Consider the following 22,283-nt stretch of genomic DNA (forward strand, 5'->3'; position numbering starts at 1 on the left):
CATCAACAAAACCTGTGGACAACTCTGTGCATTGTCTGGGGTGAACCGGCTCAAGTGCCCATTACACGGGGCTGTTTAGCGATTGATCATTTTTTCGACGCAGTTCACAGCGGCGTGCGTCAACCGCGCGCGGCGACCTGCGTTGAATCGATAGACGGCCATATTGGTCACTGAAGGTTTGCTAGCACGCATGCGGCTCTCTGCTAATCTCCGCGCAGCCTTTATCCCGGCGTGGGCGCTGCTCAACCTCGGGCAGGGCGAAGCCCCGGCCGCGGTGGAGGAATTCTCTCTGGATCAGGTGCGCACGCTGGACCGCTTTCTTGTCAGCGTGGAGAAGCGTGCGTTTCGCATCGCCAGGATTGCCGTGCGCGACGACGACGATGCGCTCGATATCGTACAGGACGCGATGCTCCAGCTGGCGCGCCGCTACGCTCAGCGCCCCGCCGAGGAATGGCGGCCGCTGTTCTATCGCATTCTGCAAAACCGGATCCGTGACTGTCAGCGCCGTCGCAAGGTGCGCGCCAAGCTGATGAGCTGGTTGCCCGGCTGGAAGGCGGACGAGGACGAAGCGGCGGATCCGTACGAAGGCGTGGCCGACGCGCGGCCCTTGCCTCAGGATTTGCTCGCCACCGATCAGGCCATGGCCAAGTTGGAGCAAGCGCTGGCTGAGCTGCCGGGCCGGCAACAGGAGGCCTTCATGTTGCGTAACTTCGAAGGCCTGGACGTGGCTCAGACCGCCACGGCCATGGGCTGTAGCGAAGGCAGCGTCAAAACGCACTACTCTCGTGCCGTCCATACCCTGCGCGAGCAGTTGGGAGTCGCCTGGTGACCGAGCCGTTTGAAGAGCGCAGCCGTGAGGTTTTCGAGAACAGCGTCGAGCGGCTCGATGCGCGCACTCGCTCGCGACTCAACCAAGCGAGACAGCATGCTCTGGAAGAGATGAAGAAGGGCTCGACCCGGCGCTATTGGCTGGCGGCACCACTAGGCGGTCTGGCTGCGGCGGCGTTGATTGCCATGATCATGATTCGCACCGGGGCTCCTACCGCCACACAGGCAGAGGCCGAGATCACGCTGGATGACATGGATATCGTCGCCGATGGCGACAATTTCGAGCTGCTTCAGGACGTCGAGTTCTATTCCTGGCTGGCCGATGACAGCAGTAACAGCGGCTAGGGCATGCGCAGAGCGCTGTTACTCATGAGCTTGGTGGCGACCAGCACGAGCACGCTCGCGGCGGAGGACATCGACCCTGTGGATGCCGACTTCCTGGAATATCTCGGCACATTGGAAGGCGATGAGGACAATTGGACGCTGGTGGAACAGGCTGCAAGCAAGCCTGCGCCCGCCAGCACTAGCCCGGCCAAGGCCCCGGCGACTGCGACCGAGTCGGGCAAGGCCAGCAAAGAGGCGGCAAAACCTGCCGCGGAACAGCGATGAGTACGCGGCTGATCTGTTTGCTATCCCTGATGCTGAGCGCGGTGCTGCTGACCGCCGCGCCGGCCGTGCGCGCGGCGCAGACCGGGGGCGCGGGGGTGAGCTGGCAGCAACTCTCGCCTGAACAGCAGAAGCTGTTGTCCAAGTTCGAGTCGCGCTGGGCCGAGCTGCCGCTGGCGCGCCAGCAGGCCCTCGCCACTGGCTCGCAGCGCTGGCTGACCATGCCGCCGGAGCAGCGCCAACAGGCGCGCCAACGCTTTGAGCGCTGGCAGTCGCTGGATGTGGAGCAGCGGCGCGAGATGCGCCGGATGTTCAATCAGTTCAAGAAACTGCCACCGGCTGAACAGAAGCGACTGCGTGAAAATTACCGCCGCTTCCAAGACCTATCGCCGGAACAACGCCAACAGCTGCGCAAAAAATTTCAGGAGCTCACGCCGGAGCAGCGTCAGCGCTTGAAGGAGCGGCTGCGCAAACAGCAGCAATGAGTGGCCAGTCCGCGCGCCGCTGCGGCGGCCATTCCCACAGCTGCAATGGCATTAGCGTGGTCTCGCCGATGCAGGCCGCGGCGACAAAAATTTCCGATCGCGGCTGAAAGACCGCTGCGCTCCACGCGGCACCAGTCGGCACTCGCCCGTGCCATTCAGCGCCTTCGTTCCAAAACACGCAGCGACGCAGAGCTGCAACCAGCTCGAGCCGCAGCGCTTTGGCGAAAGACTCTTTCAACGTCCACAGCGTATAAAACAGCTGCAATCTCGCAGCCTCAGGCGCAGCTTCGAGCGCTTGAACCTCGCGTTCGTCGAAGGCGAAGCGCGCGAGTCGGAGCACATCGCGTGGCCGAGCGACTTCGAGATCCACGCCGACCGACCAGTCGGTCGGCGTTAGCAACAGCGCTGCATGTTCCGCGCTGTGGCTCAAACTGTGAGCCGCTGAACCCACATCGGCGAAAGCTAACAGCGCGCGGCTGACCTCGAAGTCGGCGCGCCGGCGATCGCCGCGGCGATCAGCGATGCGTGCCTGATCGGTGGAAGACAAAGTCGCGGGATCGAAATATTCGCGCGCCGAGGGCAGGCCCAACCACAAGGCCGTGCGCACAGCCTCACCGTTCAGGCCGACGCGTGCGTCCGTTAGCTTATGAGGGTTGCCGTGCATGACAGGCCCATCATAATTCGCCCCCGATGAACGCCGAACCGCAACTCGCTGAACCAGCCGCCGACCGCCCCGAGGGCCGCGGGGACTACTGGCTTTGGCGTTTTTTCGTCACCGGGTTCAGCTTTTCCCTGTTTGGCGTCGGCGCGCTGGTGGTCGGCGTGGTGCTGCTGCCGATCGTCAAGCTGATTCCTGCCTCGCGCGACACCAAACGCCGGCGCGCGCGAGCGGTCATGAGCGCGGCACTCCGGTTTTTCATCGGTGTCATGCATAGGGGCGGTGGGCTGACGTACGAATTCCACGGCCGCGAGCGGCTCGGTCGGCCCGGCCAGATGGTCGTCGCCAATCATCCATCGCTGATCGATGTGGTGTTTCTACTGGCATTCACCCCGAACGCCGGCTGCGTGGTCAAGCAAGGCCTGTGGCGCAACCCGTTGACGCGCTGGGCAGTGACCTTGGTGGAGTTCATTCCCAACGACCAAGCAGCCAGCATGATCGAGCGCGCCGCGACTGCTTTGAGCGAGGGCCAGACCCTGATCTTCTTTCCCGAGGGCACGCGCACCCGGCCCAACCAGCCCATGGTGTTCCACCGCGGAGCGGCCAACGTGGCACTGCGAGGCGCGGCCTTGCTCACGCCCGTATACATCCGCTGCCAGCCCACCACCCTGACCAAGGCCGAGCCCTGGTACCGCATTCCACCCCGGCGGCCGCACTTCAGCTTTGCGGTTGGCCAGGACTTGGACTTAAGTCCCTACCGGAATACCCCGTTACCGCTAGCATCACGGGCCTTGAATGAGGCGATGCACCGGCATTTTCAGCAGGCCCTGGCCGAGCTCGTGGCTCGCCAGCCGTAAGACTGTCCGACAGCCGGCGCGGCTGTACGGTATCGGCGTCCCGAATTAAACTGCGCGCCGAGTGGCGGACCGATACCAGCGCGCGCAGACGTGCTAACGCCGCATTGCCGGGTTATCGATTCCCCAACAGAGCAGTTCATGCAGTCGCAAGATGAAATCCTCGAACGTATCCGCGGAACGCTGGTAGAGCTGTTCGAGCTCGAGCCCGCGCGGATCACGCCGAATGCGCGGCTGTACGAAGATCTGGAGATCGACAGCATCGACGTGGTGGACCTGATGGACGAAGTGCAGAAGCACACCGGCCGCAAGGTCACTCCCGAGGACTTCCGTTCGGTGCGAACTGTCAGCGATCTAGCGACAGTGGTGCAGCGGCTGATGCGCGCCTGAGGCGTGGCAGCTGAGGTCGGTTCCATGTCCACTGCCAAGTTCACCAAGTTTGCGGTCTGTGTAGTCATCCCGGTCTACAACCACGAACACGCCATCGGCACGGTGGTCACGGCGCTGCGCGCGCAGGGGCTGCCAGTGATTCTGGTCGACGACGGCTGCAGCCCGGCCTGTGCGCAGGAATTGGATCGTCTCGGCGCGCTGCCCGAAGTCACTCTGCTGCGACATGAAACCAATCGCGGCAATGGTGTGGCGGTCATCACGGGCTTCCGCGGAGCCGCCAAGCTTGGTTTCACTCATGCTATTCAAGTGGACGCTGATGGTCAGCACACGCTGAGCGACGCGCGTCGTTTCGTCGAGGCTGCGCGCGAAGCGCCCGATGCCGTGATCTGCGGCCGGCCGGTGTTCGATGCCAGCATTCCAAAGTCGCGCTACTACGGACGTTATCTGACTCACGGTATGGTCTGGCTGCAGACACTGTCGTTCGACATCCTCGATTCGATGTGCGGGTTCCGTTTGTATCCGCTCGCGACCACGCTCGATCTGGTCGATCACTCGCACATCGGTGCGCGCATGGACTTCGATTCGGAAATCATCGTGCGCTTGCATTGGCGCCAGGTGCCGATGCGGTGGCTGGAGACGCGCGTGTCGTACCCGCTCGATGGCGTGTCGCACTTCCGCATGTTCCTGGACAACGTGCGCATGACCACGCTGCACATCAGGCTGACCTGTGGCATGTTGATTCGCCTGCCGGTGCTGCTATGGCGGAAGATTGCAGGCAGCAAACCCACGCGCCCGGTGCACGAGCGCGACGTGAACGCCTGAGGCGCATGCGTCCTGAGGCACAGACGCCGTGACCAATATGCGTAAGGAAGGCGCGATCAGCGCGAGTATCGATGTAACAGTGGCGTTCCACGACATCGACATCATCGGTGTCATGTGGCACGGCCACTACCTGAAGTATTTCGAGACCGCCCGTTGGACGCTCATGGACCAGCTCGGGTTCGGCTATGACGCCATGCTGGCGTCGGGCTTCGCCTGGCCCATCGTGGAAATGCACGTGAAGTATCTGCACGTGGCCAGGATGGGCGACAAGTTGAATGTGCGCGCGTCGCTGGTCGAATGGCAAAGCCGGATCACCATGAACTACTTGATCACGCGTTTGGCCGGCAACGAACTGCTCGCGCGTGCGCAGAGCGTACAGGCCGCGGTGGATGCTAAAACCCACGCGCTGCAGTTTGAAACTCCGCAGCCGCTACTGGAGCGCGTGCAACTGGCATTGCGGGCCCGTGGCGTGGCTGCGGTCGCAGATCGGTGAGGAATGAACTTGGAACAGTGTGATGTCATCGTCATCGGCGCGGGGCCTTCGGGCGCCATCGCGTCGGCGCTGTTGAATCAGCGCGGTTGGAAGGTGCTGGTGTTGGAAGGTCAGCGCTTCCCGCGGTTTTCCATCGGCGAGAGTTTGCTCGCGCACTGTCTGGATTTCGTCGACGAGGCCGGCATGATGCCGGCGGTGGAACGTGCCGGCTTTCAGTTCAAGAACGGCGCGGCCTTCGTGCGCGGCGACGAGTACGGCGATTTCGATTTCGGCGACAAGTTCACGCCGGGCCGTAACACGACGTTTCAAGTGCAGCGCGCGGCCTTTGACAAGGTGCTGGCCGACGAAGCCGAGAAACAAGGCGTCGAGATTCGCTATGAAACTCGCGTGACCGCCGTCGACAACAGTGGGGCCAAGCCGCGCGTGCGCGCTGTCGATGCCAAAGGCACCGAGTATGAAGTCGAAGGTAAATTCATTCTGGATGCGAGCGGCTTCGGCCGCGTGTTGCCGAAACTGCTGGAGTTGGAAACGCCGTCGAACTTCCCGGTGCGCAACGCGGTGTTTACTCACGTCGCCGACGGCGCGGCGCCCGATGCCTTCGATCGCAACAAGATCCAGGTCATCGTGCATCCCGAGCATCATGATGTTTGGTTCTGGCTGATTCCGTTTCCCAACGGACGCTGCTCGCTCGGGTGCGTGGCGCGTAAGGAATTTTTCTCAACGTATCCGGCGCCGTTGGATGAACGTCTCAAGAAACTCGCGAGCGAGGAGCCCTTCCTGACGCGCGTGTTGGCGAAGGCCACTTGGGACACGCCGGCGCGCGAGCTGTCGGGTTACGCGGCGAATGTGAAGTCCATGCACGGCAATGGCTTCGCACTGTTGGGTAACGCGGCGGAATTTCTCGACCCGGTGTTCTCCTCGGGCGTGACCATCGCCATGCGCTCGGCAAGCATGTCCGCGAAACTGCTCGATCGGCAGCTGCGCGGCGAAGCGGTCAACTGGACCAACGATTTCGAGATCCCGCTGCGCAAGGGCGTGGACACATTCCGAGCCTATGTGCGCGCGTGGTACGACGGCCGGTTCCAGGACATCATGTTCGCCAAGCATCAGCCTGCGGGCATTCGCGGCATGATCTGCGCCATTCTCGCCGGTTATGCGTGGGATGAGTCCAATCCGTTCGTGGCCGAACCCGAGCGCCGTCTCGACATGGTTGCTAAGCTCTGCGCAGCATGAGCGACACCATTCTGGTCACCGGTTCCAGCCGCGGCATTGGCCGGGCCATTGCGTTGCGAGCCGCCGCTGACGGCTTCGACGTGGTCGTGCACTGCCGTTCGCGGCGTGACGAGGCGGAAGCTGTGGCTGGCGAGATCAAAACACTCGGCCGGCAAGCGCGCGTGTTGCAATTCGATGTGGCCGACCGCGCGGCCTGTGTCGAGGCGTTAGTAGCAGATGTAAATGCGCACGGCGCTTACTACGGTGTAGTTTGCAACGCCGGCATTCATTCCGACGCCGCGTTCCCTGCTATGACGGAAGAGCAGTGGGATGGCGTGCTACGGACCAATCTCGATGCGTTTTATAACGTGTTGCAACCTTTGATCATGCCGATGGTTCGCCGCCGCGCGCCGGGGCGCATCGTGACGCTTGCGTCCGTGTCCGGCATGGTCGGCAATCGCGGTCAGGTGAATTACAGTGCCGCCAAGGCCGGCATCATCGGCGCCACTAAAGCGCTGGCGGTGGAGCTGGCCAAGCGTCAGATCACCGTCAACTGTGTGGCGCCGGGTTTGATCGGCACCGACATGGTCGACGAGCACGTGCCCATGGAAGAAATATTGAAGGCAGTTCCCGCGCAGCGCGTCGGTACGGCGGAAGAAGTCGCCGCGGCCGTGGCATTTCTGTTGTCGCGCGACGCCTCGTATGTGACTCGACAGGTCCTCGCCGTGAACGGAGGACTGTGTTGATGCGTCGGGTCGTCGTCACTGGCATGGGCGGTCTGTGTGGGCTCGGCACGAGTTGGCCGGAGATTCACGCTGGCTTGCGCGCGCGACAGAACGCGATCCGCACCATGCGCGAGTGGGATCGCCACAAAGACATGAACACGCGGCTGGGCGGGCCGATCGATTTCACGCCGCCGTCGCATTGGACTCGCAAACAACTGCGGAGCATGGGCCGAGTGTCGCAACTCGCCGTGCGCGCCGCGGAGCTGGCGATTGCCGATGCGGGCCTGACCGGCAGTCCGATCATCTCCAGCGGCGCGACGGGTGTTTCCTCGGGTTCATCCACCGGCAGCACTGCCGATATCTCTGCTTTCGCCGCGATGATTCTGCACGCGGATGCGAGCGGCCTGAACGCGAACTCATACGTGCGCATGATGCCGCACACCACCGCGGCCAACGTCGGCATCTTCTTTGGCGCCAAGGGTCGAATCATTCCCACCTCGAGCGCCTGTACCTCGGGCAGTCAGGGCGTCGGCTACGCTTACGAGGCGATCAAGTTCGGCCGGCAGGATGTGATGATTGCCGGCGGCGCCGAAGAGCTGTGTCCTACCGAGGCGATGGCATTCGATACGTTGTATGCCACCAGTCGCCGCAACGATGAGCCGAAGACCACGCCGCGACCCTACGATCGTGATCGCGATGGTTTGGTGGTCGGCGAAGGCGGCGCGATGCTGATTCTCGAAGAGCTCGAACACGCGCAGCGGCGCGGTGCGCGCATTCACGCCGAGTTAGTTGGATTCGGCAGTAACTCCGACGGCGTGCACGTCACCAAGCCGGAAGAAAGCACCATGCGTGTGGTGATGGAGTTGGCGCTGGCGGATGCCGGCCTGTCTCCGGATGCAATCGGCTACGTCAACGGTCACGGCACAGCGACCGAGCATGGCGATATCGCCGAGACGCGCGCCACGTCGGCGTTGTTTGGTTCGCGCATGCCGCTCAGCTCCCAAAAGAGTTATCTCGGCCACACGCTCGGCGCCTGCGGTGCCTTGGAAGCGTGGTTCAGTATCGAGATGATGAAGGCCGGCTGGTTCGCGCCGACCTTGAATCTGGACAACATCGATCCGCGCTGTGGCGAGCTCGAATACATCACCGGTGAAGGTCGTGCGATCGGCACTGACTATGTGATGAACAACAACTTCGCTTTCGGCGGCGTGAACACATCGATGGTGTTCAAACGCTGGAAATGATCCTGCCGTTGTTTGTTTCTGCCGATGCTTCGCGGCCGATTGCGTGGCGGCGTGGCGCGCCTGTGTTGCTCGCGGAATTACAGCGCGACGTTGCATCGGTAGTTGCGCAGCTGCCCATGCGAGCCGCGCCAGCGGCGATGATCAATCTCTGCGAGGATCGTTACCGGTTCCTGGTCGCTTTTGCTGCGGCATTGAGCGTTGGGCACACTGTGTTGCTGCCGTCTTCGCGCGCCGAGCAAGTCGTTGCGGATGTGGAGCAGGCGAATGCCGGCAGTTATCGCATCGACGACGCGGTTGTCGACGCGGCTTTTGGTAGCCCGTCCACAGCCGCGGTCAACGAGCAGATTCCCGCCGACATGACGGTGATGGTCGGCTACACCTCGGGCAGCACAGGTCAGCCCAAAACGTTTCCTAAGCTCTGGCGTACCGTGAGTGGCAGCAATGCCCGCAATGCTCAGGGAATCCGCGCGGCCATCGCTGATAAGAACTCGCCCGTGTGGATACTGGCGACTGTTCCGCCGCAGCACATGTATGGCATGGAGATGAGCGTGCTGCTGCCGTTGAGCGGCAACATGGCAGTGCATGCCGGCCGCCCATTGTTTCCTGCCGATATCGCCACGGCTTTGGCTGAGCTGCCGCGGCCTCGAGTGCTGGTGAGCACGCCAGTGCATCTGCGCGCCATTGTTGGTTCGGACCAGGTTTTTCCGCCAGTCGATGTCATTGTCAGCGCGACGGCGCCGCTGGATCAGCCGCTAGCGGCGGCGGTCACTGCCAAGCTTGGCGGTGAGTTGGTGGAAATGTTTGGCTCCACCGAAACCTGTGTCTTCGCCAGTCGTCTCACGGCGCGTGAAGAACAGTGGCGCTTGTATGAAGGCGTCCGACTGGAGCCGCGTGACGACGGCACACTGGTGCATGCGCCGTGGTTCGTTGAGCCGGTGTTGCTACAGGATCTGGTCGATCTGCATCCCGAGCATCGTTTCACGGTGCGCGGGCGCAGCTCGGACATGATCGAAGTGGCTGGCAAACGCGCTTCGCTATCTGATCTCACGCGGCGCCTGCTGGCCATCGAAGGCGTGAGGGAGGCCGCGGTGTTTCAGCCAGAAGCGGATGCCGTTGGAACGATTCGACGAGTGGCCGCGCTGGTTGTGGCGCCGACGCTCACGGCGCGCGAAGTGCTGGATCAGCTGGCGGCCGGCGTGGACAGCGCATTTTTGCCGCGGCCCTTGCTCATCGTCGAGGAACTGCCGCGCAATGAGTTGGGCAAGCTGCCCCGTGAAAATCTGCTCAAGGCCCTAAAGCGCTGAACCTCAGCCGCTGACGATGGCCTCGATTTCCAGCAGCAACTCGCGGCGACAAATGTCGGCGGCGACAAAAATGATCTCGCTGTCCGGATAGAGCTGGTGCAAGCGCTCGGCCAGGCTCGGCGTCAGTTCCGGGTCGCGCACATACACTTTCAATAAATCTTTGCTGGCATCGGGCCGGCGCGGGCTGACATGCGGCGCGAACGAGCCGAGGTTGCGCACGGTCTCTTCCAACTGCGCCATCGCGTCGTCGTGATGCTGGGAGATGTGGCCGACGATGCTGGCTGTGCCGGAGATCAGTAGCGTCTGGTCGGGGGCGAGCAGGGCGCGGGCGAAGGTCGGACTCACCGGGCCATGCACGCGCGGGTAATGGTAGGCGCTGACTTGCCGAGGATTCTCCAGCGCCTGTCCGGGCGCGATACCCGCTAGCCAGAACACCTGCACGATGTGATCGGGGCGGTGGCGGCCGATGGCCGTGGCGGAGGGATAGCTCTGAGCCCCATCGCCGAGTCCGCGGCCTCGCCCCACGCAGAACTGCCGATAGCGCTCTAGGTCGCCGGCGCCCTCGTTGATCGCGTCCATGTAGTTCCACATGCGCAGCAGATGGCCGAAGCGCGACTGCTGCTGGAAGCGGCGGATGGCGCCGTAGGCATGCTCGGCTGTCAGCAGAATCCCGCCATGCTGACGCTCGTCCAGCTCCACCACCGCGAACAGATGCTGCTCGTCGTGCGCATAACGAACTTGTGAGCCGGAGGCCGCATCGGACCATTGACCAGTGTGGACAGGTCCGGTGGCGAACCATAATTCCGCGCTGGGTGGGCCGTGCAGCGGCTCCAGGCCGACGTCGATGGTCAGTGCCGCGTCGCTGGCTTCCCCGGGCCGCGCGCCGAAACGCACGGCCGCCAGAACATTGGCCGGCCAGGCGGTGGCGCCATCGAGCGGCAAGTAGGCAACGCGAAGAGCGGCGGGGAGGGACTGGATGGGTTGCTCGCCGGAACTGCTGCGCATCGCTTCGTCAGAAATACTGCTGTGGAGTTGGGGTGGAAAAGGTGCGCGCCATTCGCAAGCGCGCGCGGGCCGGATGATACACTTCGCGCCCCGCGGTTCGCCGCTCCAGCGTCCCAAATCAGCCTAAGAAGGGCCTGTTTCGTTCATGTCAGCACCTCAATCGGCCGGTGAGCGCGAGCTCGCCGAACTCATCGTCACCGCGCTCAACTTGGAAGGCGTGGCGCCTGCGGATATCGACCCCGAAGCGCCCCTGTTCAAGACCGGGCTCGGCCTGGATTCCATCGATGCTCTGGAGCTGGCGTTGGAGATTTCCAAGCGCTATGGCTTCCAGCTGCGCTCGGACGATGAGAACAATGTGCGTATTTTCAGTTCGCTACGCTCGCTGGCCGCGCATATCGCCACGCATCGGGTCACGGGCTGAGCCCAGGGGCCCAGATGCAGTCCCGGCCGCTGAGAATCACCGCTTACACACTGAGCTCCGCGGCTGGGGATGGGCGTGCGGCGACTCTCGCGGCGCTTCGCGAACGTCGCAGCGGTCTGCGTCAGAACGATTTCGGCGCATCACCCATCGCTACGTGGATCGGTCGTGTGCCTGGCTTGGAAGATCAGCCTCTGCCGCCAGAATTGGCTCGCTGGGACTGTCGTAATAACCGGCTCGCCTGGCGCGGCCTGCAAACCGACGGATTCATCGAGGCAGCTCGCGAGGCACGCGAACGTTACGGTGCCGGTCGTGTCGCCGTGGTCATGGGCACTTCGACTTCAAGTATCGGTGCCAGTGAAGAAGCCTATGCGCGCCTCGATCCAGACGGCCGCTATCCCGAAGATCTGCGTCGACCCATCATTCATACGCCTCATTCGCTGGGCGACTTCGTGCTACATGCGCTCGGTCTGACTGGCATCAGCGTGACGGTGGCAACAGCATGTTCGTCGAGCGCGAAAGTGTTTGCGCAGGCAGAACGTTTGATTCGCACCGGCCTGGCTGACGCGGCCATCGTCGGCGGCGTGGACACGTTGTGCGGCAGTGTGTTGTTTGGTTTCAATTCGCTCGAGCTGGTGTCGCCGGAGCAATGCCGGCCGTTCGACGTCGAGCGTCGCGGCATCAATCTAGGCGAAGGCGCCGGCTTCGCGCTGCTGGAAAAGCAGGCGCAACGCGGTGCCTGGTTCCTGGGCTACGGCGAATCTAACGATGCGCATCACATGTCGACGCCTCATCCCGAAGGCGTGGGCGCGCGGCTCGCACTGGAAGACGCGTTACGACGCGCTCAGTTGGCACCCGCCGATATCGACTACATCAATCTGCACGGCACCGCGAGCCAGAAGAACGATGAAGTTGAAGCCAAGGTCGTGGCCGATTTGTTTCCTGCCAGCACTTGCGCCAGTTCCACCAAAGGTTGGACCGGGCACACGTTGGGCGCGGCCGGCATCGTCGAAGCTGCCATCAGCTTGATCGCACTCGAGCATCAATTGTTGCCGGGGACTTTGAATCTGCAGACTCCCGATCCGGCTTGCGGCCCGCAAATCCAGCGAGACAACGTGCAGCGCAAAGCGCGCCATGCGCTCAGCTTCTCCTTCGGCTTCGGCGGCAGTAATTGCGTGCTGGTGTTCGGGAGAGATCGATGACGCTGCGGGTCGCCATCGAAGGCATTTCTTTCTGGTCGTCGCGCCTGCCAGGTTGGGATCTTGCTAGCGCGGTGATTTGTGGCGATCAGCCGCCGCCGGAAGCAGCGAATCCTCGCCCGTCACCGACATTGCTTGCACCGACGGAGCGGCGACGTGCACCTGACACGGTCGCGATTGCGCTCGAAGCCGCAGCCCGCGCTTGTGAAGCTGCCAGCCGTCAGCCGTCGGAGCTGCCGTCGGTGTTTGCATCGACGCACGGCGATCTGGCCATCAGCGATTACATGTGCCAGACACTGGTCAGCACGCCGACGTTGATTTCGCCGGTCAAATTTCACAACTCGGTGCACAACGCGGCGGCGGGTTATTGGAGCATCGGCACCGGCAGCCTTGCGCCTTACACCGCGATCAGCGCTCACGAATACACGTTCGCCGTGGGCTTGATCGAAGCAGCGACTCAAGTTGTTTGCGAACAGAAGCCAGTGTTGTATGTAGCCTTCGATATCGAAGCCAAAGGCGCGCTGTCGAGCATGGCACCGAGCCGAGGTTTGTTTGGGGTGGGTTTGGTGCTGGGACCGGTGACCTCAGCGCAAGCCCAGCGCAGTTTGATTCTGACCACCGAGCCGGTCGAAGCATGTAGCCTCACGCCGGCACGCTCAGCGGCTGCGCCACTAGTCGCCGACAATGCGTTGGCGCCGTGTTTGCCGTTCTTCGAAGTCTTGGCCCAGTCCCATCCGCGCACCGTGTGTCTGGCCATCAGCCAGCGGCTGGCGCTCAACGTCCAGGTTAATTGATCCATGAATGCTCCGAGTGCCGCCGCCCACGTCGATGTGGCAATTCTGGGGGGCGGGCTGGCGGGGCTGACGCTCGCCATTCAATTGCGCCGGCAGTTTCCGTCAATGGCCATCCGCATCATCGAGCGTCGCCGTCATCCGGTGCCGCCGGCGGCTCACAAAGTGGGCGAGTCGTCGGTGGAGATCGGCGCGCACTATTTCGACTGCGTGCTTGGCTTGAAAGATCATCTGAACAGCCAGCAGCTCAGAAAATTCGGCTTCCGCTTTTTCTTTTCCGAAGGCCGCGAAGATCTGGACAACGTCACCGAACTGGGTGCGAGCCGTTATCTGAGCACGCCGAGCTATCAGCTGGATCGCGGCATCTTCGAGAACTACCTCGGCGAGCATGTGCGTGAGCTGGGGGTGGAATTCATCGACGGCGCGGTGGTGCGGAGTTTCGATATCGGCAAGGAAGGCGCCGTCCATCGCGTGCGCTACGAAGCTGACGGCGTGGAGCACGAGGTCAGTGCTCGCTGGCTGATCGACGCCGCCGGTCGCGCTGGGCTGATCAAGCGCAAACTCGGGCTGCAGCAGGACAATGCTCACAATGCCAACGCGATCTGGTTCCGTCTGGGCACCAAGATCGATGTGGACGAGTGGTCTTCCGACAAAGCCTGGCTGGAACGTTGTGATCCGCCGTATCGCTGGCTGTCGACCAATCACTTGTGTGGCGAAGGCTACTGGGCCTGGTTGATTCCGCTGTCGTCGGGCTCGCATTCGGTGGGCATCGTTTGCGACGCGGTCACGCATCCGCTCGAGACCATGAACACATTCGAGAAGTCGCTCGAATGGTTCCGTAAGCATCAGCCGCGCCTGGCACGTGAGATCGAGAGCAAGCAGCACCTGTTGCAGGACTTTTGTTTTCTGCGAAATTTCTCTTACGGTTGTAAGCAAGTGTTCTCAGGCGATCGCTGGGCGTTGACCGGCGAGGCCGGTGTGTTCCTGGATCCGTTCTATTCGCCGGGCAGCGACTTCATCGGCATCAGCAACACTTACATTGCCGATTTGATCGCGCGCGACCTGCAGGGCGAGCTGATCAATGGCCGTGCGCACGTTTATCAGCAGCTGTACTTCTCGTTCTACGAAAGCACGTTGACGCTATACACGGATCAGTACAGCTTGTTTGGCGATCCCGAAGTCATGCCGGTCAAGGTGATTTGGGACTACACCTACTACTGGGGCGTGTTGTGCCAGCTGTTCTTCCAGCGGCGTCTCACCGACCTGGCCAATCTGAGCCGCTTGTCGGATCACTTGAATCATTCGCGCGCGCTGAACACAGCGGTGCAGAATTTCCTGCGCGAGTGGTCGCGTCTCAGTGCTCGTCGCAACGACGCGGTGATGCTGGATCAGGCGTCGCTACCTTGGTTTGCTGAACTCAATCGTGGTCTGCGCGATGAACTCGATGACGAGGCTTTCCGAGCGCGCATGATCGAATACACGGCTCTGTTGAATTCGCTGGCGGCGGAGATCGTCGCGCGTGCCAATGCCGAACATCCTTCGCTCGACAGCAGCGAAGTTCGCAAGCTGCTGAGCGCAATGCCCGCAGCTGTCACGGAATCGTTGCTGTTTACTCGGGCAGCTTGAGCAGCACGGCGGCGCGGCCTTCGGCCGCGACCTCGCCGCCGTGAACGATTTTGAAACTGTACTGCTGGCTGGAGTCACCGGCCTGTAGACAGATTGCCTCGACCCGTAGCGCGTCGTTCAAATCATCGATGTAGTTGCGAGCGAACGTCACCGAGCGCAGCGCCACCAGCATGCCGGGCGGGGCTCGCTCCGGTGCCGCCTTCAGTGCTCCATGCACGGCCATGGCCTGCGCTCCGTATTCGCATAAGTGCACGGCGCGTAGCTTGCCGTTCGCACGCAGTGGATTGTCGAGCGCGCGATGGCTAGTCGTCTCGAGCACGATTCGCGCGTCGTCCCATTCGATGACGTGCTCCCACAAGCACATGCCGCCTTGATGCGGAATCAGCGCTGCGATGTCTTCTCGTGCCATGTTACGAACTCTGCGCGGCAGGGCGCGTCAGCAACAATGCCAGCACGAAATTGAAGACGACGCCGAGCGAGACCGTCAAGCCGATGGCTCGTAACACCGGCAGGCTCGACGCGGCCAGCAGTGCGAACACCATCAGCGTCGATGCCGAGCAGACTAACAAGGCATGCAGCGTGCGCCGCTGATCCAAGGGATCGTCGGCGGCATGTTCGAAGAACAGCGCGTAGTCCAAGCCGAGGCCGGCGGCGAGGATCAGTGCGATCAGATGGAACAAGGTCATCGACACGCCAGCAGCCTGCAGGCCAGCGATAATCATCAGCGTGGTCAACGCCATCGGTGCGAGCACGCGATACACCCGCGAGGCTTGGCGAAGCGAGAAGGCAACGACTCCGACAAGCAGTACGGCTGCGATTGCCAGGCTCCACAGAATCTTGATGCGCTGGTTGGTGACCAGCGTTTCAGAGGCATTCTTGGTGTCCAGTAAAGTCACACCCTCGCCGGCGGCTGCGGCGAATTCTTCTAAAGCGGCGATGTTTTCTACGCCGCTGAAGGTCACCAGGGCCGTGGTTCGTTCCTTATGCTGGGACAACAGCATTTCCACGCTGACGCCGAGCGGCGAGTCGCGTAGTTGTTCCATCGTCAGCAAGCGCAAGCGCCGAGCCTTCTCGACCTCTTCGAGGAACGGCTCGAACACATCCGGGCGAAACGGTGTGTCCTTCACCGCCGCCGCGACATCGGCGCGTAGCGTGGCAGGTTCCGGCAGACGAGCTTGTCGTTGGCGCTGCTTGTTCGCGGTCGGAATGTAACGGGCGGCATGGTCATAGCCGGTGATCGCACCTTCCGTCACCAACGATTGCAGCGACTCGTCGAGCTGTTCCAGCCGCTGCAGCGCGTACTCAGTGTCTTTGGCCGTGATGACCAGCAGATAGCGCACGTCCGGAGTGCCCAGCTGAGAGCGCAGTTCTTGGTCTTGGATCAGCAATTCTTTGGGCACCGGCGTGAGTTTGCTCAAATCGCTTTCCCACATCGGCTGCGGGGCGAACACGATGGCGCCGATGGAAACCACGATGGCGACTGCTGCGGCCCAAACCGGGCGAGGCAGGCGCTCGATCCGGCGCCACACTTTCTCCAGCCACGCCGATTCGCCGAAGTCGCGGCCGGTTGGATCCATCATCACCGGCAAGGCGTAACGCGTCGTCAATCCGGCAACCGCCAGGCCTGCCACCGTGAAGCAGGCGAGCTGAGCGAGGCCGATGACGCCGGAGAACAGGAATGTCACATACGCGATGCAGGTGCTCGCGACGCCGGTGGCAAGCGTCGGCCACAGTTCGCGAGCAACTTCGACGGGCGTGCGAGTCGCGTGCCGATGGCTGAGCAAATGAATCGGATAGTCCTGCGCGACACCGATCAGCGTGAAGCCGAACGCCAGCGTGATTCCATGCACTGTGCCGAACAGCGCGCTGACCGCAGCCAGGCCGGCCAGGCCAGCACTGGCCAGTGGCAAAGCGCTCAACACCACGCTACCGACGCGTCGATAGGCGATGAGCAACAGCACGATCATGCCAATGGTCGCTGCGGCTCCGAGTTGTTGAGCTTCGCCACGCGTGCGCTCTTCCATCATGACCGAGAACTTGCCGGCGCCGCTGAAGGTCATCTTCACGCCGTCTTCTTTAGCGAGTTGATCGGCTGCGGCGTGCAACTGATCGACGGCGAGACGTTGCTGATCCGGATCGAAGGCTGCAGCGCGAGTCTGAGCAAGTAACAGTGCTCGCTGCCCGGCCTGGTCGAACCAAACATCGAACAGACGATTCGGTTCCTGCATGGGCTGCCAGCGTTGCAACACCTTCAACAGCTCCAGCGTCGGATCTCTGGGCAGCCAGGGTTCGAGAAATGCGCCAGCCGGCGACGCTAGGTCGCGGGCGCGTTCCTGCAGCTCTGAGCGCAGGTACTTTTCATCCAGCGCGCGCTCGTCCAAGGTTGGTGACAGCAGATAACGATAAGGCAGTAGCTCATCCGGCACGCTGTCGAGCGACATCTCGCCGTTGGTGATGAGACGGAAGTTCGGGCTGGATTGCAGGCTCTCGACCAGAGCGCGCGACGCATCGGCGAGTTCTTCGGGCGGTGCACCTTCAAGCGAGATCACCATCACGCGCGAGGCCGGGCCTTCGCCGATTTCTTCTAACAGCAGTTGTTGTTCGGCGGTGGTCGGGCTGGGAAGGAACAAACGCAAGTCGGTGCTGACTTGCAGTTGTCGCTGTACGAACCAAGTGAGGCCGGCTAACAGCACGACCCACGCCACCAGCAGGAAAATCGACGCGCGCGTGAACTTCATGTTCGATCAGCCGGCGCAGCGCCGTTGCAGAGCGACCAATGTGACCTCTGGCAGCACCGGCTCCATCGTCGCATTCCCAAGCAGCAACACGCTGGACGCGCCATCGGCCGTCGTCATGGAGAAGCAGCGCGGCTCGCTTTGCCGACCGTTGACTTCGATCAGCTGCAAGCGACGACGAGCTTTGCTGTCGAGCGGCGTCAGCTTCAGAGTCCAAGCATCGTCATTGCCGGTCATGTCGACTTCGAACGTCTTGCGTAACGACGCAGCGTCGCCCGAGAGCATGGCCGAGAAGCCAGACAGCAGTCCTCGCAGCTCCGGCGCATGTTTCAACGCGAAGCTGCGCGGCTTTTCGCCATCGCGCTCGACTTTGACCGACTCGCCACGAATCGCGGTGTGTTCCCGATAGGGCGTGGTGACGCGACGATCCAAGCTCTCCGGCCCCGAGTAGCCGAGATCGCCGGCGACGATCAGCGGCGCGCGCAGCAGCTTGGAGAAACGCACTTCGGTAAAGGCGATCGTGGCCGGTGCCGGTTTGGCCAGCCGCGCGATCAGTGCGTCCTGCTCACTCGGGCCGGCGCTCCACGCCAGCGGCGCGTTGAGCAGCATTCCCAGGAGGGTCGCCAGCAGGGGCAGACGAATTGAGGTGCCAGAAATCATAAAAGTTGAACCAATTGTACGGCGCGCTGCGGGTGTAGTGGGCCAGCCGCTGCGCGTAGCGTTGAATGATGGCATTGAGACTCGCCTCGCGGTTGCCGCGTTCCAAACGCACGGTGTCGGCGAACGTTTCGAAGTGCAGGTCGTAACGATTGCCGCCCCGGTATAGCCCGAAGCACAGCACCACCGGCACTTTGAGCGCGGCCGCGAGCTGCCACGGGCCGGTGGGGAACGGTGCTGGCCGGCCCAGGAAATCCACCACCGCCATTTGATTGCCGGGGCGGGCGCGATCCACCAGCAACGTCACCAGCGCCGCCTCATCCAGCGCTTCTTTGATGGCCAGCGCGGTGATGGCACCGTCCTGCCGGGCATTGATGATGGAGCGGGCCAGCTCAGGATTGAGCGTGTTCAGCATGCGGGTGAGCGCGGGAGTCTGTTCGGTATCCAGCACCACACGCACTTTCACGTCGGTACGAATTTGAGCGAGGACGCGTAAGGCATCGAAGCTGCCCAGATGCGAACCGTAGATCAGTACGCCTTGTTGCTTGCCCCACTGCGCGCGCAGGTCGTCCAGGCCGTGCACTTGGATGTCGAAACGTTTGAAGCGTTCCGACAATAGAAACAATCGGTCCAGAATGATGGCGGCGAACACGTAGAACTGTTTGGCGATGTCCCGCAGCGTGGGCTCACGGCCCAGCGCGAGTCGCAAATAGTCACGCGCGGCGCGTCGTTCCGGGCCGCGCCTGATCAGGAAAAAAGCTGTGATGGGAAACAGCACCAGACGCGCCGCAGTTCGTCCGCACAGCGTGGCGAACGTGCTGATCAGTCGATACCCGAACGCCGAGCCGGCTTCGGGACGATCCAGCCATTGCTGTTTCACGCCGTCGGATTCCCAGCTTGGGCTGCGAGCCGGAACAGACCTTGCGCGATGGCGGCGCCGTCACGGCTCAGGCTGAAGCGCAGCTCCTGAGCGTCCAGTTTCAATTGCAGCTGCGCGTCCTGCTCGGGCAGCAGCGGCGCGGTGAACTTGGCGTTGGGCAGTGCCTCGGCCTGCAACGGACGCTGCAGCCAGCGTTCTGCTTCCTGCAACACGCAGTCGAGCAGCACGACACCGGGCACGATGGGTTGACCCGGAAAATGACCAGGCAGCGAAGGATGATTCGCGGCGATGCGTAGCACGGTGGCGTGGACGGCGGAGCTCATGTCATTCAGCGACGAGGGCCAGCGACGTCGCTGACCAGGCGCGGCATGGCCGCGAGGACCCGTAGAAAAAAATCCAGCATGTTGCGATAGGGCTGCCGCGGGAAGCGGTGGCTGCGGTAAGCGTACTCAATCACGAAGAAGGCCGCGACCAGCAAATAGCCGATCACATTGGCGAACAGCGACCACCATTCCTCCGGCACCGTCACTGGCGGCTGCACGCCGCCGGCCAGCAGCATGCCGCTCGGCTCGGCCAGCAGGCCCAGGATCAGGTTGACGGTGGCCAGCGACACGAAGAACACGGTCCAGGCTCGCGTGAGTTTGCGCGCATAGTCCAGCACTTCGGGCTCGGGTTCGGTGGGCTCCATGGTGCGGATCAGGCGCTCTATCAGTGGCATCTGACCGGTCACCAGCGTGCTGCCGAACACCGCGGCCATGAATCCTGGTACCAGCACCGGTGCGATATACAGCGGCAGTGTCGCGTGCGCGGAGCGGGACAGCCACCACAGACCGGCGGAGAGCACCGGTACGGTCAGCCAGGCGACCAGGCTGGGTCGCGCCAGCGCCGGCAGCATGGGCACCAGGATCAGCAATGCCAGCGCGACAGCGATCAAGCTGACGCTGTTCTGGATGACACCGAAGTGGGCAACGAGCGGGTAGGCGAGTGCCAGGAGGGTCTTGTAACGTGCGGCAGCGGACATCTCGGGCGGGGATTCTCCTTTTCCGGCGCGAAGCATGCGCGTGTTGCCGAGCGCGGACAAGGCATCCACAATGACGGGAATATTTATCTACAACGGCGATTCGGGGGAGGTTGAGTCGGCATGCCGGTAAAGATAGCGGTTCTGAAGGAAACGCGTGCTCACGAGAAACGCGTGGCCATGGTGCCCGCGGTGGCCGACAAGCTGACCAAACTCGGTGCCGAAATTCATCTGCAGTCCGGTGCCGGCGATGCCGTGAAACTGGCCGATGCGGCGTTCAAGAACGTCAGATTCGGCGCCGATCCAGTCGAACTGGTGCGTGATGCCGACGTGGTGCTCAGCGTGCAACCGCCTGGTGCAGCGGTGGTCGAGGCCATGAAACCGGGCGCGGTGCTGATTTCGTTTATTTACGCGCACAAGGAAGTTGAGCTCACCAAACTATTGCGCGATCGGCGCATCACCACCCTGGCGATGGAGTTGGTCCCGCGTATCACTCGCGCGCAGGCCATGGATGCTTTGTCGAGCCAAGCTGCGCTGGCCGGCTACTACGCGGCGCTGCTGGGTGCGACTCAGCTGGCGCGCATTCTGCCGATGATGACGACTGCGGTGGGTTCGATTCGTCCGGCCCGCACGTTGGTGATGGGCTTGGGGGTCGCCGGCTTGCAAGCGTTGGCGACGGCGCGCCGTCTTGGTGCGATGACCGAAGGTTATGACGTTCGGCCGGAGACCAAGGAACAAGCCGAGTCGCTCGGTGCAAAGTTTGTCGATACTGGTGTGGATGCACGCGGCACCGGTGGCTACGCGCGTGAGCTGACTCAAGAAGAAAAAGACAAGATCGCCAGCGTCGTCACCAAACATATTCAACAGTCCGACATCATCATCACCACCGCGGCCATTCCGGGCCGGCCTTCGCCCAAGCTCATCAGCAAGGCGCAGGTCGACGGCATGAAGGCCGGCAGCGTGATCATCGACCTGGCGGCGGAAGGCGGCGGCAACTGTGAATACACGCAGCCGGGCGAGACCGTGCAAGTCGGCCAGGTCACGGTGGTCGGGCCGCTCAACGTGCCGAGCATGTTGGGCGAGCACGCCAGCGAGCTGTATGCCAAGAACCAATTCAATTTGATCGAGCTGTTCTTGAAAGAAGGCGCGATCAAGCTCGATTGGAGCGATGAGGTGGTCGCCAAGACCGCGCTCACGCACGACGGCAAGATCGTCAACGAAGCCGCTCAAAAGGTCGTTGGCGCATGACGGCGCCCGGCGCCAGCCGGGCCGCCGTCCGGCCACAGACCGCTCAGTAATAACGAATTACTTTCGAGGAAAATATGGACCTCGCAACTACGCTGACGGGCTTCGTCGCCCTGTACATCTTCATGCTCGCCGCCTTCACCGGCTACGAGATCATCGGTCGCGTGCCGGCCATTCTGCATACGCCGCTGATGTCGGGTTCCAACTTCGTACACGGCATCGTGGTGGTCGGTGCGATGTATGCGCTGCTCAACGCCACTTCGACCGTCGAACAAATCATCGGCTTCGCCGGTGTGTTGCTCGGCGCGGGTAACGCGGCCGGCGGTTACGTGGTCACGGAACGCATGCTGGAAATGTTCAAACCCAGCGATAAGAAAAAACCAGCCGGCGAGCAGCAGAAGGGTTAAGCGTCCATGAACCTAACTCCACAGTTCATCATCGACGCGAGCTACTTTGCCGCGGCGTTTCTATTCATCTATGGCTTGAAGCGCATGTCATCGCCAGTGACCGCGCGCTCGGGCATCGTGGTGGCCGGCGCCGGCATGCTAGTCGCAGTGCTCGCCAGCTTCCTTTACTACTTTGGCGTCAACGACGCAGCGTTGCCTCACCTCGGCACCAACGTCCTACTCGCTGCCGTTGCACTGGGGCTCGGCACGGGCTGGGCCTGGTGGAGCGGTAAACGAGTCGCGATGACAGCGATGCCGCAGATGGTCGCGCTCTACAACGGCATGGGCGGCGGCGCTGCTGCCGCCATCGCTGCGGTGGAGTTGTTACGAACCAGCGCGGTTCATCAAACGATTCCGCTGCTGCTGGCCGTGGTCGGTGCGTTGATCGGTGCGATCTCGTTGTCCGGCTCGTTGATTGCGTGGGCCAAGCTCGACGGTCGCATCAACGGCGTGTGGCGCATCACAGGTCAGCAGATGTTCAACGGCCTCGTGTTTCTGGCCACGCTCGGGGTCGGCATTTACATCGTGTTCGTCGCGCACGGTCACGCACATCCTGGCGTCGTCGCGGCGTTCTTCATCGGCGCGTTGATCTTCGGCGTGTTGATGACGATGCCCATCGGCGGTGCTGACATGCCGGTGGTG

General features: G+C 62.5%; 27 protein-coding genes. 19 read left to right on the forward strand and 8 right to left on the reverse strand.

Annotated features, from left to right (window positions below; translation table 11 throughout):
* The first annotated feature begins 190 nt into the window (after positions 1 to 190).
* From JNL55_RS14575 to JNL55_RS14590, 4 genes are read left to right on the forward strand one after another with little or no spacing between them, the layout of a single operon-like run.
* A complete protein-coding gene (locus JNL55_RS14575; protein ID WP_293854499.1) occupies positions 191 to 829 on the forward strand; it encodes an RNA polymerase sigma factor in 639 nt (212 codons plus the stop codon).
* Complete coding sequence (locus JNL55_RS14580) at positions 826 to 1,173, forward strand: hypothetical protein (RefSeq protein ID WP_293854502.1); 348 nt, start codon at positions 826 to 828, stop codon at positions 1,171 to 1,173. The genes JNL55_RS14575 and JNL55_RS14580 overlap by 4 nt, the downstream gene beginning before the upstream one ends.
* 3 nt (positions 1,174 to 1,176) lie before the next feature.
* Complete coding sequence (locus JNL55_RS14585; protein WP_293854505.1) at positions 1,177 to 1,437, forward strand: hypothetical protein; 261 nt, start codon at positions 1,177 to 1,179, stop codon at positions 1,435 to 1,437.
* The gene (locus tag JNL55_RS14590) at positions 1,434 to 1,919 is read left to right on the forward strand and encodes a DUF3106 domain-containing protein (RefSeq protein WP_293854508.1); all 486 of its coding nucleotides are present in this window, start codon (positions 1,434 to 1,436) and stop codon (positions 1,917 to 1,919) included. The genes JNL55_RS14585 and JNL55_RS14590 overlap by 4 nt, the downstream gene beginning before the upstream one ends.
* Here JNL55_RS14590 and JNL55_RS14595 read toward each other — a convergent pair.
* Positions 1,864 to 2,583, reverse strand: coding sequence for a 4'-phosphopantetheinyl transferase family protein (locus tag JNL55_RS14595; RefSeq protein WP_293854513.1), 720 nt, complete (start codon positions 2,581 to 2,583; stop codon positions 1,864 to 1,866). The two genes, JNL55_RS14590 and JNL55_RS14595, sit on opposite strands and share 56 nt — an antisense overlap.
* A gap of 26 nt (positions 2,584 to 2,609) precedes the next feature.
* Here JNL55_RS14595 and JNL55_RS14600 point away from each other — a divergent pair, with 26 nt between their 5' ends.
* The 8 genes from JNL55_RS14600 (at position 2,610) to JNL55_RS14635 (ending at position 9,621) form a co-directional block, all read left to right on the forward strand.
* Complete coding sequence (locus tag JNL55_RS14600; RefSeq protein WP_293854517.1) at positions 2,610 to 3,434, forward strand: lysophospholipid acyltransferase family protein; 825 nt, start codon at positions 2,610 to 2,612, stop codon at positions 3,432 to 3,434.
* Between the two features lie 138 nt (positions 3,435 to 3,572).
* A complete protein-coding gene (locus tag JNL55_RS14605; protein ID WP_293854520.1) occupies positions 3,573 to 3,821 on the forward strand; it encodes an acyl carrier protein in 249 nt (82 codons plus the stop codon).
* 24 nt (positions 3,822 to 3,845) lie between these two features.
* Entirely contained in the window at positions 3,846 to 4,643 is a 798-nt protein-coding gene (locus tag JNL55_RS14610; RefSeq protein WP_293854523.1) for a glycosyltransferase family 2 protein, read from the forward strand.
* 37 nt (positions 4,644 to 4,680) lie between these two features.
* Complete coding sequence (locus tag JNL55_RS14615) at positions 4,681 to 5,136, forward strand: acyl-CoA thioesterase (RefSeq protein ID WP_293854595.1); 456 nt, start codon at positions 4,681 to 4,683, stop codon at positions 5,134 to 5,136.
* Positions 5,137 to 5,139: 3 nt separating this feature from the next.
* The gene (locus JNL55_RS14620) at positions 5,140 to 6,369 is read left to right on the forward strand and encodes an NAD(P)/FAD-dependent oxidoreductase (protein ID WP_415923082.1); all 1,230 of its coding nucleotides are present in this window, start codon (positions 5,140 to 5,142) and stop codon (positions 6,367 to 6,369) included.
* Positions 6,366 to 7,094, forward strand: coding sequence for a 3-oxoacyl-ACP reductase FabG (gene fabG / locus JNL55_RS14625; RefSeq protein ID WP_293854529.1), 729 nt, complete (start codon positions 6,366 to 6,368; stop codon positions 7,092 to 7,094). The genes JNL55_RS14620 and fabG overlap by 4 nt, the downstream gene beginning before the upstream one ends.
* A complete protein-coding gene (locus tag JNL55_RS14630; protein ID WP_293854534.1) occupies positions 7,094 to 8,317 on the forward strand; it encodes a beta-ketoacyl-ACP synthase in 1,224 nt (407 codons plus the stop codon). Before fabG ends, JNL55_RS14630 begins: the two co-directional genes overlap by 1 nt.
* Positions 8,314 to 9,621 (forward strand): AMP-binding protein, encoded by a 1,308-nt coding sequence (locus JNL55_RS14635; protein WP_293854539.1) that lies wholly within the window; start codon positions 8,314 to 8,316, stop codon positions 9,619 to 9,621. Before JNL55_RS14630 ends, JNL55_RS14635 begins: the two co-directional genes overlap by 4 nt.
* Before the next feature lie 3 nt (positions 9,622 to 9,624).
* Here the strand turns inward: JNL55_RS14635 and JNL55_RS14640 are convergent, their stop codons facing one another.
* Positions 9,625 to 10,626, reverse strand: a complete 1,002-nt coding sequence (locus JNL55_RS14640; RefSeq protein ID WP_293854544.1) for a hypothetical protein — start codon at positions 10,624 to 10,626, stop codon at positions 9,625 to 9,627.
* Positions 10,627 to 10,771: 145 nt separating this feature from the next.
* Here JNL55_RS14640 and JNL55_RS14645 point away from each other — a divergent pair, with 145 nt between their 5' ends.
* From JNL55_RS14645 to JNL55_RS14660, 4 genes are read left to right on the forward strand one after another with little or no spacing between them, the layout of a single operon-like run.
* A complete protein-coding gene (locus JNL55_RS14645; RefSeq protein ID WP_293854548.1) occupies positions 10,772 to 11,047 on the forward strand; it encodes a phosphopantetheine-binding protein in 276 nt (91 codons plus the stop codon).
* A gap of 14 nt (positions 11,048 to 11,061) precedes the next feature.
* Positions 11,062 to 12,246, forward strand: a complete 1,185-nt coding sequence (locus JNL55_RS14650) for a beta-ketoacyl-[acyl-carrier-protein] synthase family protein (protein ID WP_293854552.1) — start codon at positions 11,062 to 11,064, stop codon at positions 12,244 to 12,246.
* A complete protein-coding gene (locus JNL55_RS14655) occupies positions 12,243 to 13,037 on the forward strand; it encodes a beta-ketoacyl synthase chain length factor (protein ID WP_293854556.1) in 795 nt (264 codons plus the stop codon). The genes JNL55_RS14650 and JNL55_RS14655 overlap by 4 nt, the downstream gene beginning before the upstream one ends.
* A 3-nt stretch (positions 13,038 to 13,040) precedes the next feature.
* Complete coding sequence (locus JNL55_RS14660; RefSeq protein WP_293854559.1) at positions 13,041 to 14,660, forward strand: NAD(P)/FAD-dependent oxidoreductase; 1,620 nt, start codon at positions 13,041 to 13,043, stop codon at positions 14,658 to 14,660.
* Here the strand turns inward: JNL55_RS14660 and JNL55_RS14665 are convergent.
* Genes JNL55_RS14665 through JNL55_RS14690 form a run of 6 tightly spaced genes read right to left on the reverse strand, consistent with a single transcriptional unit; the run spans position 14,644 to position 19,953 of the window.
* Complete coding sequence (locus tag JNL55_RS14665; protein ID WP_293854562.1) at positions 14,644 to 15,069, reverse strand: hypothetical protein; 426 nt, start codon at positions 15,067 to 15,069, stop codon at positions 14,644 to 14,646. The two genes, JNL55_RS14660 and JNL55_RS14665, sit on opposite strands and share 17 nt — an antisense overlap.
* A 1-nt stretch (position 15,070) precedes the next feature.
* A complete protein-coding gene (locus JNL55_RS14670) occupies positions 15,071 to 17,398 on the reverse strand; it encodes an MMPL family transporter (protein ID WP_293854566.1) in 2,328 nt (775 codons plus the stop codon).
* A gap of 6 nt (positions 17,399 to 17,404) precedes the next feature.
* Complete coding sequence (locus JNL55_RS14675) at positions 17,405 to 18,004, reverse strand: LolA-related protein (RefSeq protein WP_293854569.1); 600 nt, start codon at positions 18,002 to 18,004, stop codon at positions 17,405 to 17,407.
* Complete coding sequence (locus tag JNL55_RS14680) at positions 17,961 to 18,932, reverse strand: hypothetical protein (RefSeq protein WP_293854573.1); 972 nt, start codon at positions 18,930 to 18,932, stop codon at positions 17,961 to 17,963. The genes JNL55_RS14675 and JNL55_RS14680 overlap by 44 nt, the downstream gene beginning before the upstream one ends.
* Positions 18,929 to 19,255 (reverse strand): hypothetical protein, encoded by a 327-nt coding sequence (locus tag JNL55_RS14685; protein ID WP_293854578.1) that lies wholly within the window; start codon positions 19,253 to 19,255, stop codon positions 18,929 to 18,931. The genes JNL55_RS14680 and JNL55_RS14685 overlap by 4 nt, the downstream gene beginning before the upstream one ends.
* A 5-nt stretch (positions 19,256 to 19,260) precedes the next feature.
* Entirely contained in the window at positions 19,261 to 19,953 is a 693-nt protein-coding gene (locus JNL55_RS14690; protein ID WP_293854581.1) for a hypothetical protein, read from the reverse strand.
* 120 nt (positions 19,954 to 20,073) lie between these two features.
* Between JNL55_RS14690 and JNL55_RS14695 the strand changes: the two genes are divergently transcribed.
* From JNL55_RS14695 to JNL55_RS14705, 3 genes are all read left to right on the forward strand, one after another.
* Positions 20,074 to 21,198: an NAD(P) transhydrogenase subunit alpha gene (locus JNL55_RS14695; RefSeq protein WP_293854584.1), complete on the forward strand. Its 1,125-nt coding sequence runs from the start codon at positions 20,074 to 20,076 to the stop codon at positions 21,196 to 21,198.
* A gap of 74 nt (positions 21,199 to 21,272) precedes the next feature.
* Positions 21,273 to 21,602 (forward strand): NAD(P) transhydrogenase subunit alpha, encoded by a 330-nt coding sequence (locus JNL55_RS14700; RefSeq protein WP_293854587.1) that lies wholly within the window; start codon positions 21,273 to 21,275, stop codon positions 21,600 to 21,602.
* A gap of 6 nt (positions 21,603 to 21,608) precedes the next feature.
* Positions 21,609 to 22,283: NAD(P)(+) transhydrogenase (Re/Si-specific) subunit beta (locus JNL55_RS14705; protein WP_293854590.1), on the forward strand; the 675-nt coding region annotated here is incomplete at its 3' end.

Source organism: Steroidobacter sp., assembly GCF_016790065.1.
Taxonomy (GTDB): domain Bacteria; phylum Pseudomonadota; class Gammaproteobacteria; order Steroidobacterales; family Steroidobacteraceae; genus Steroidobacter.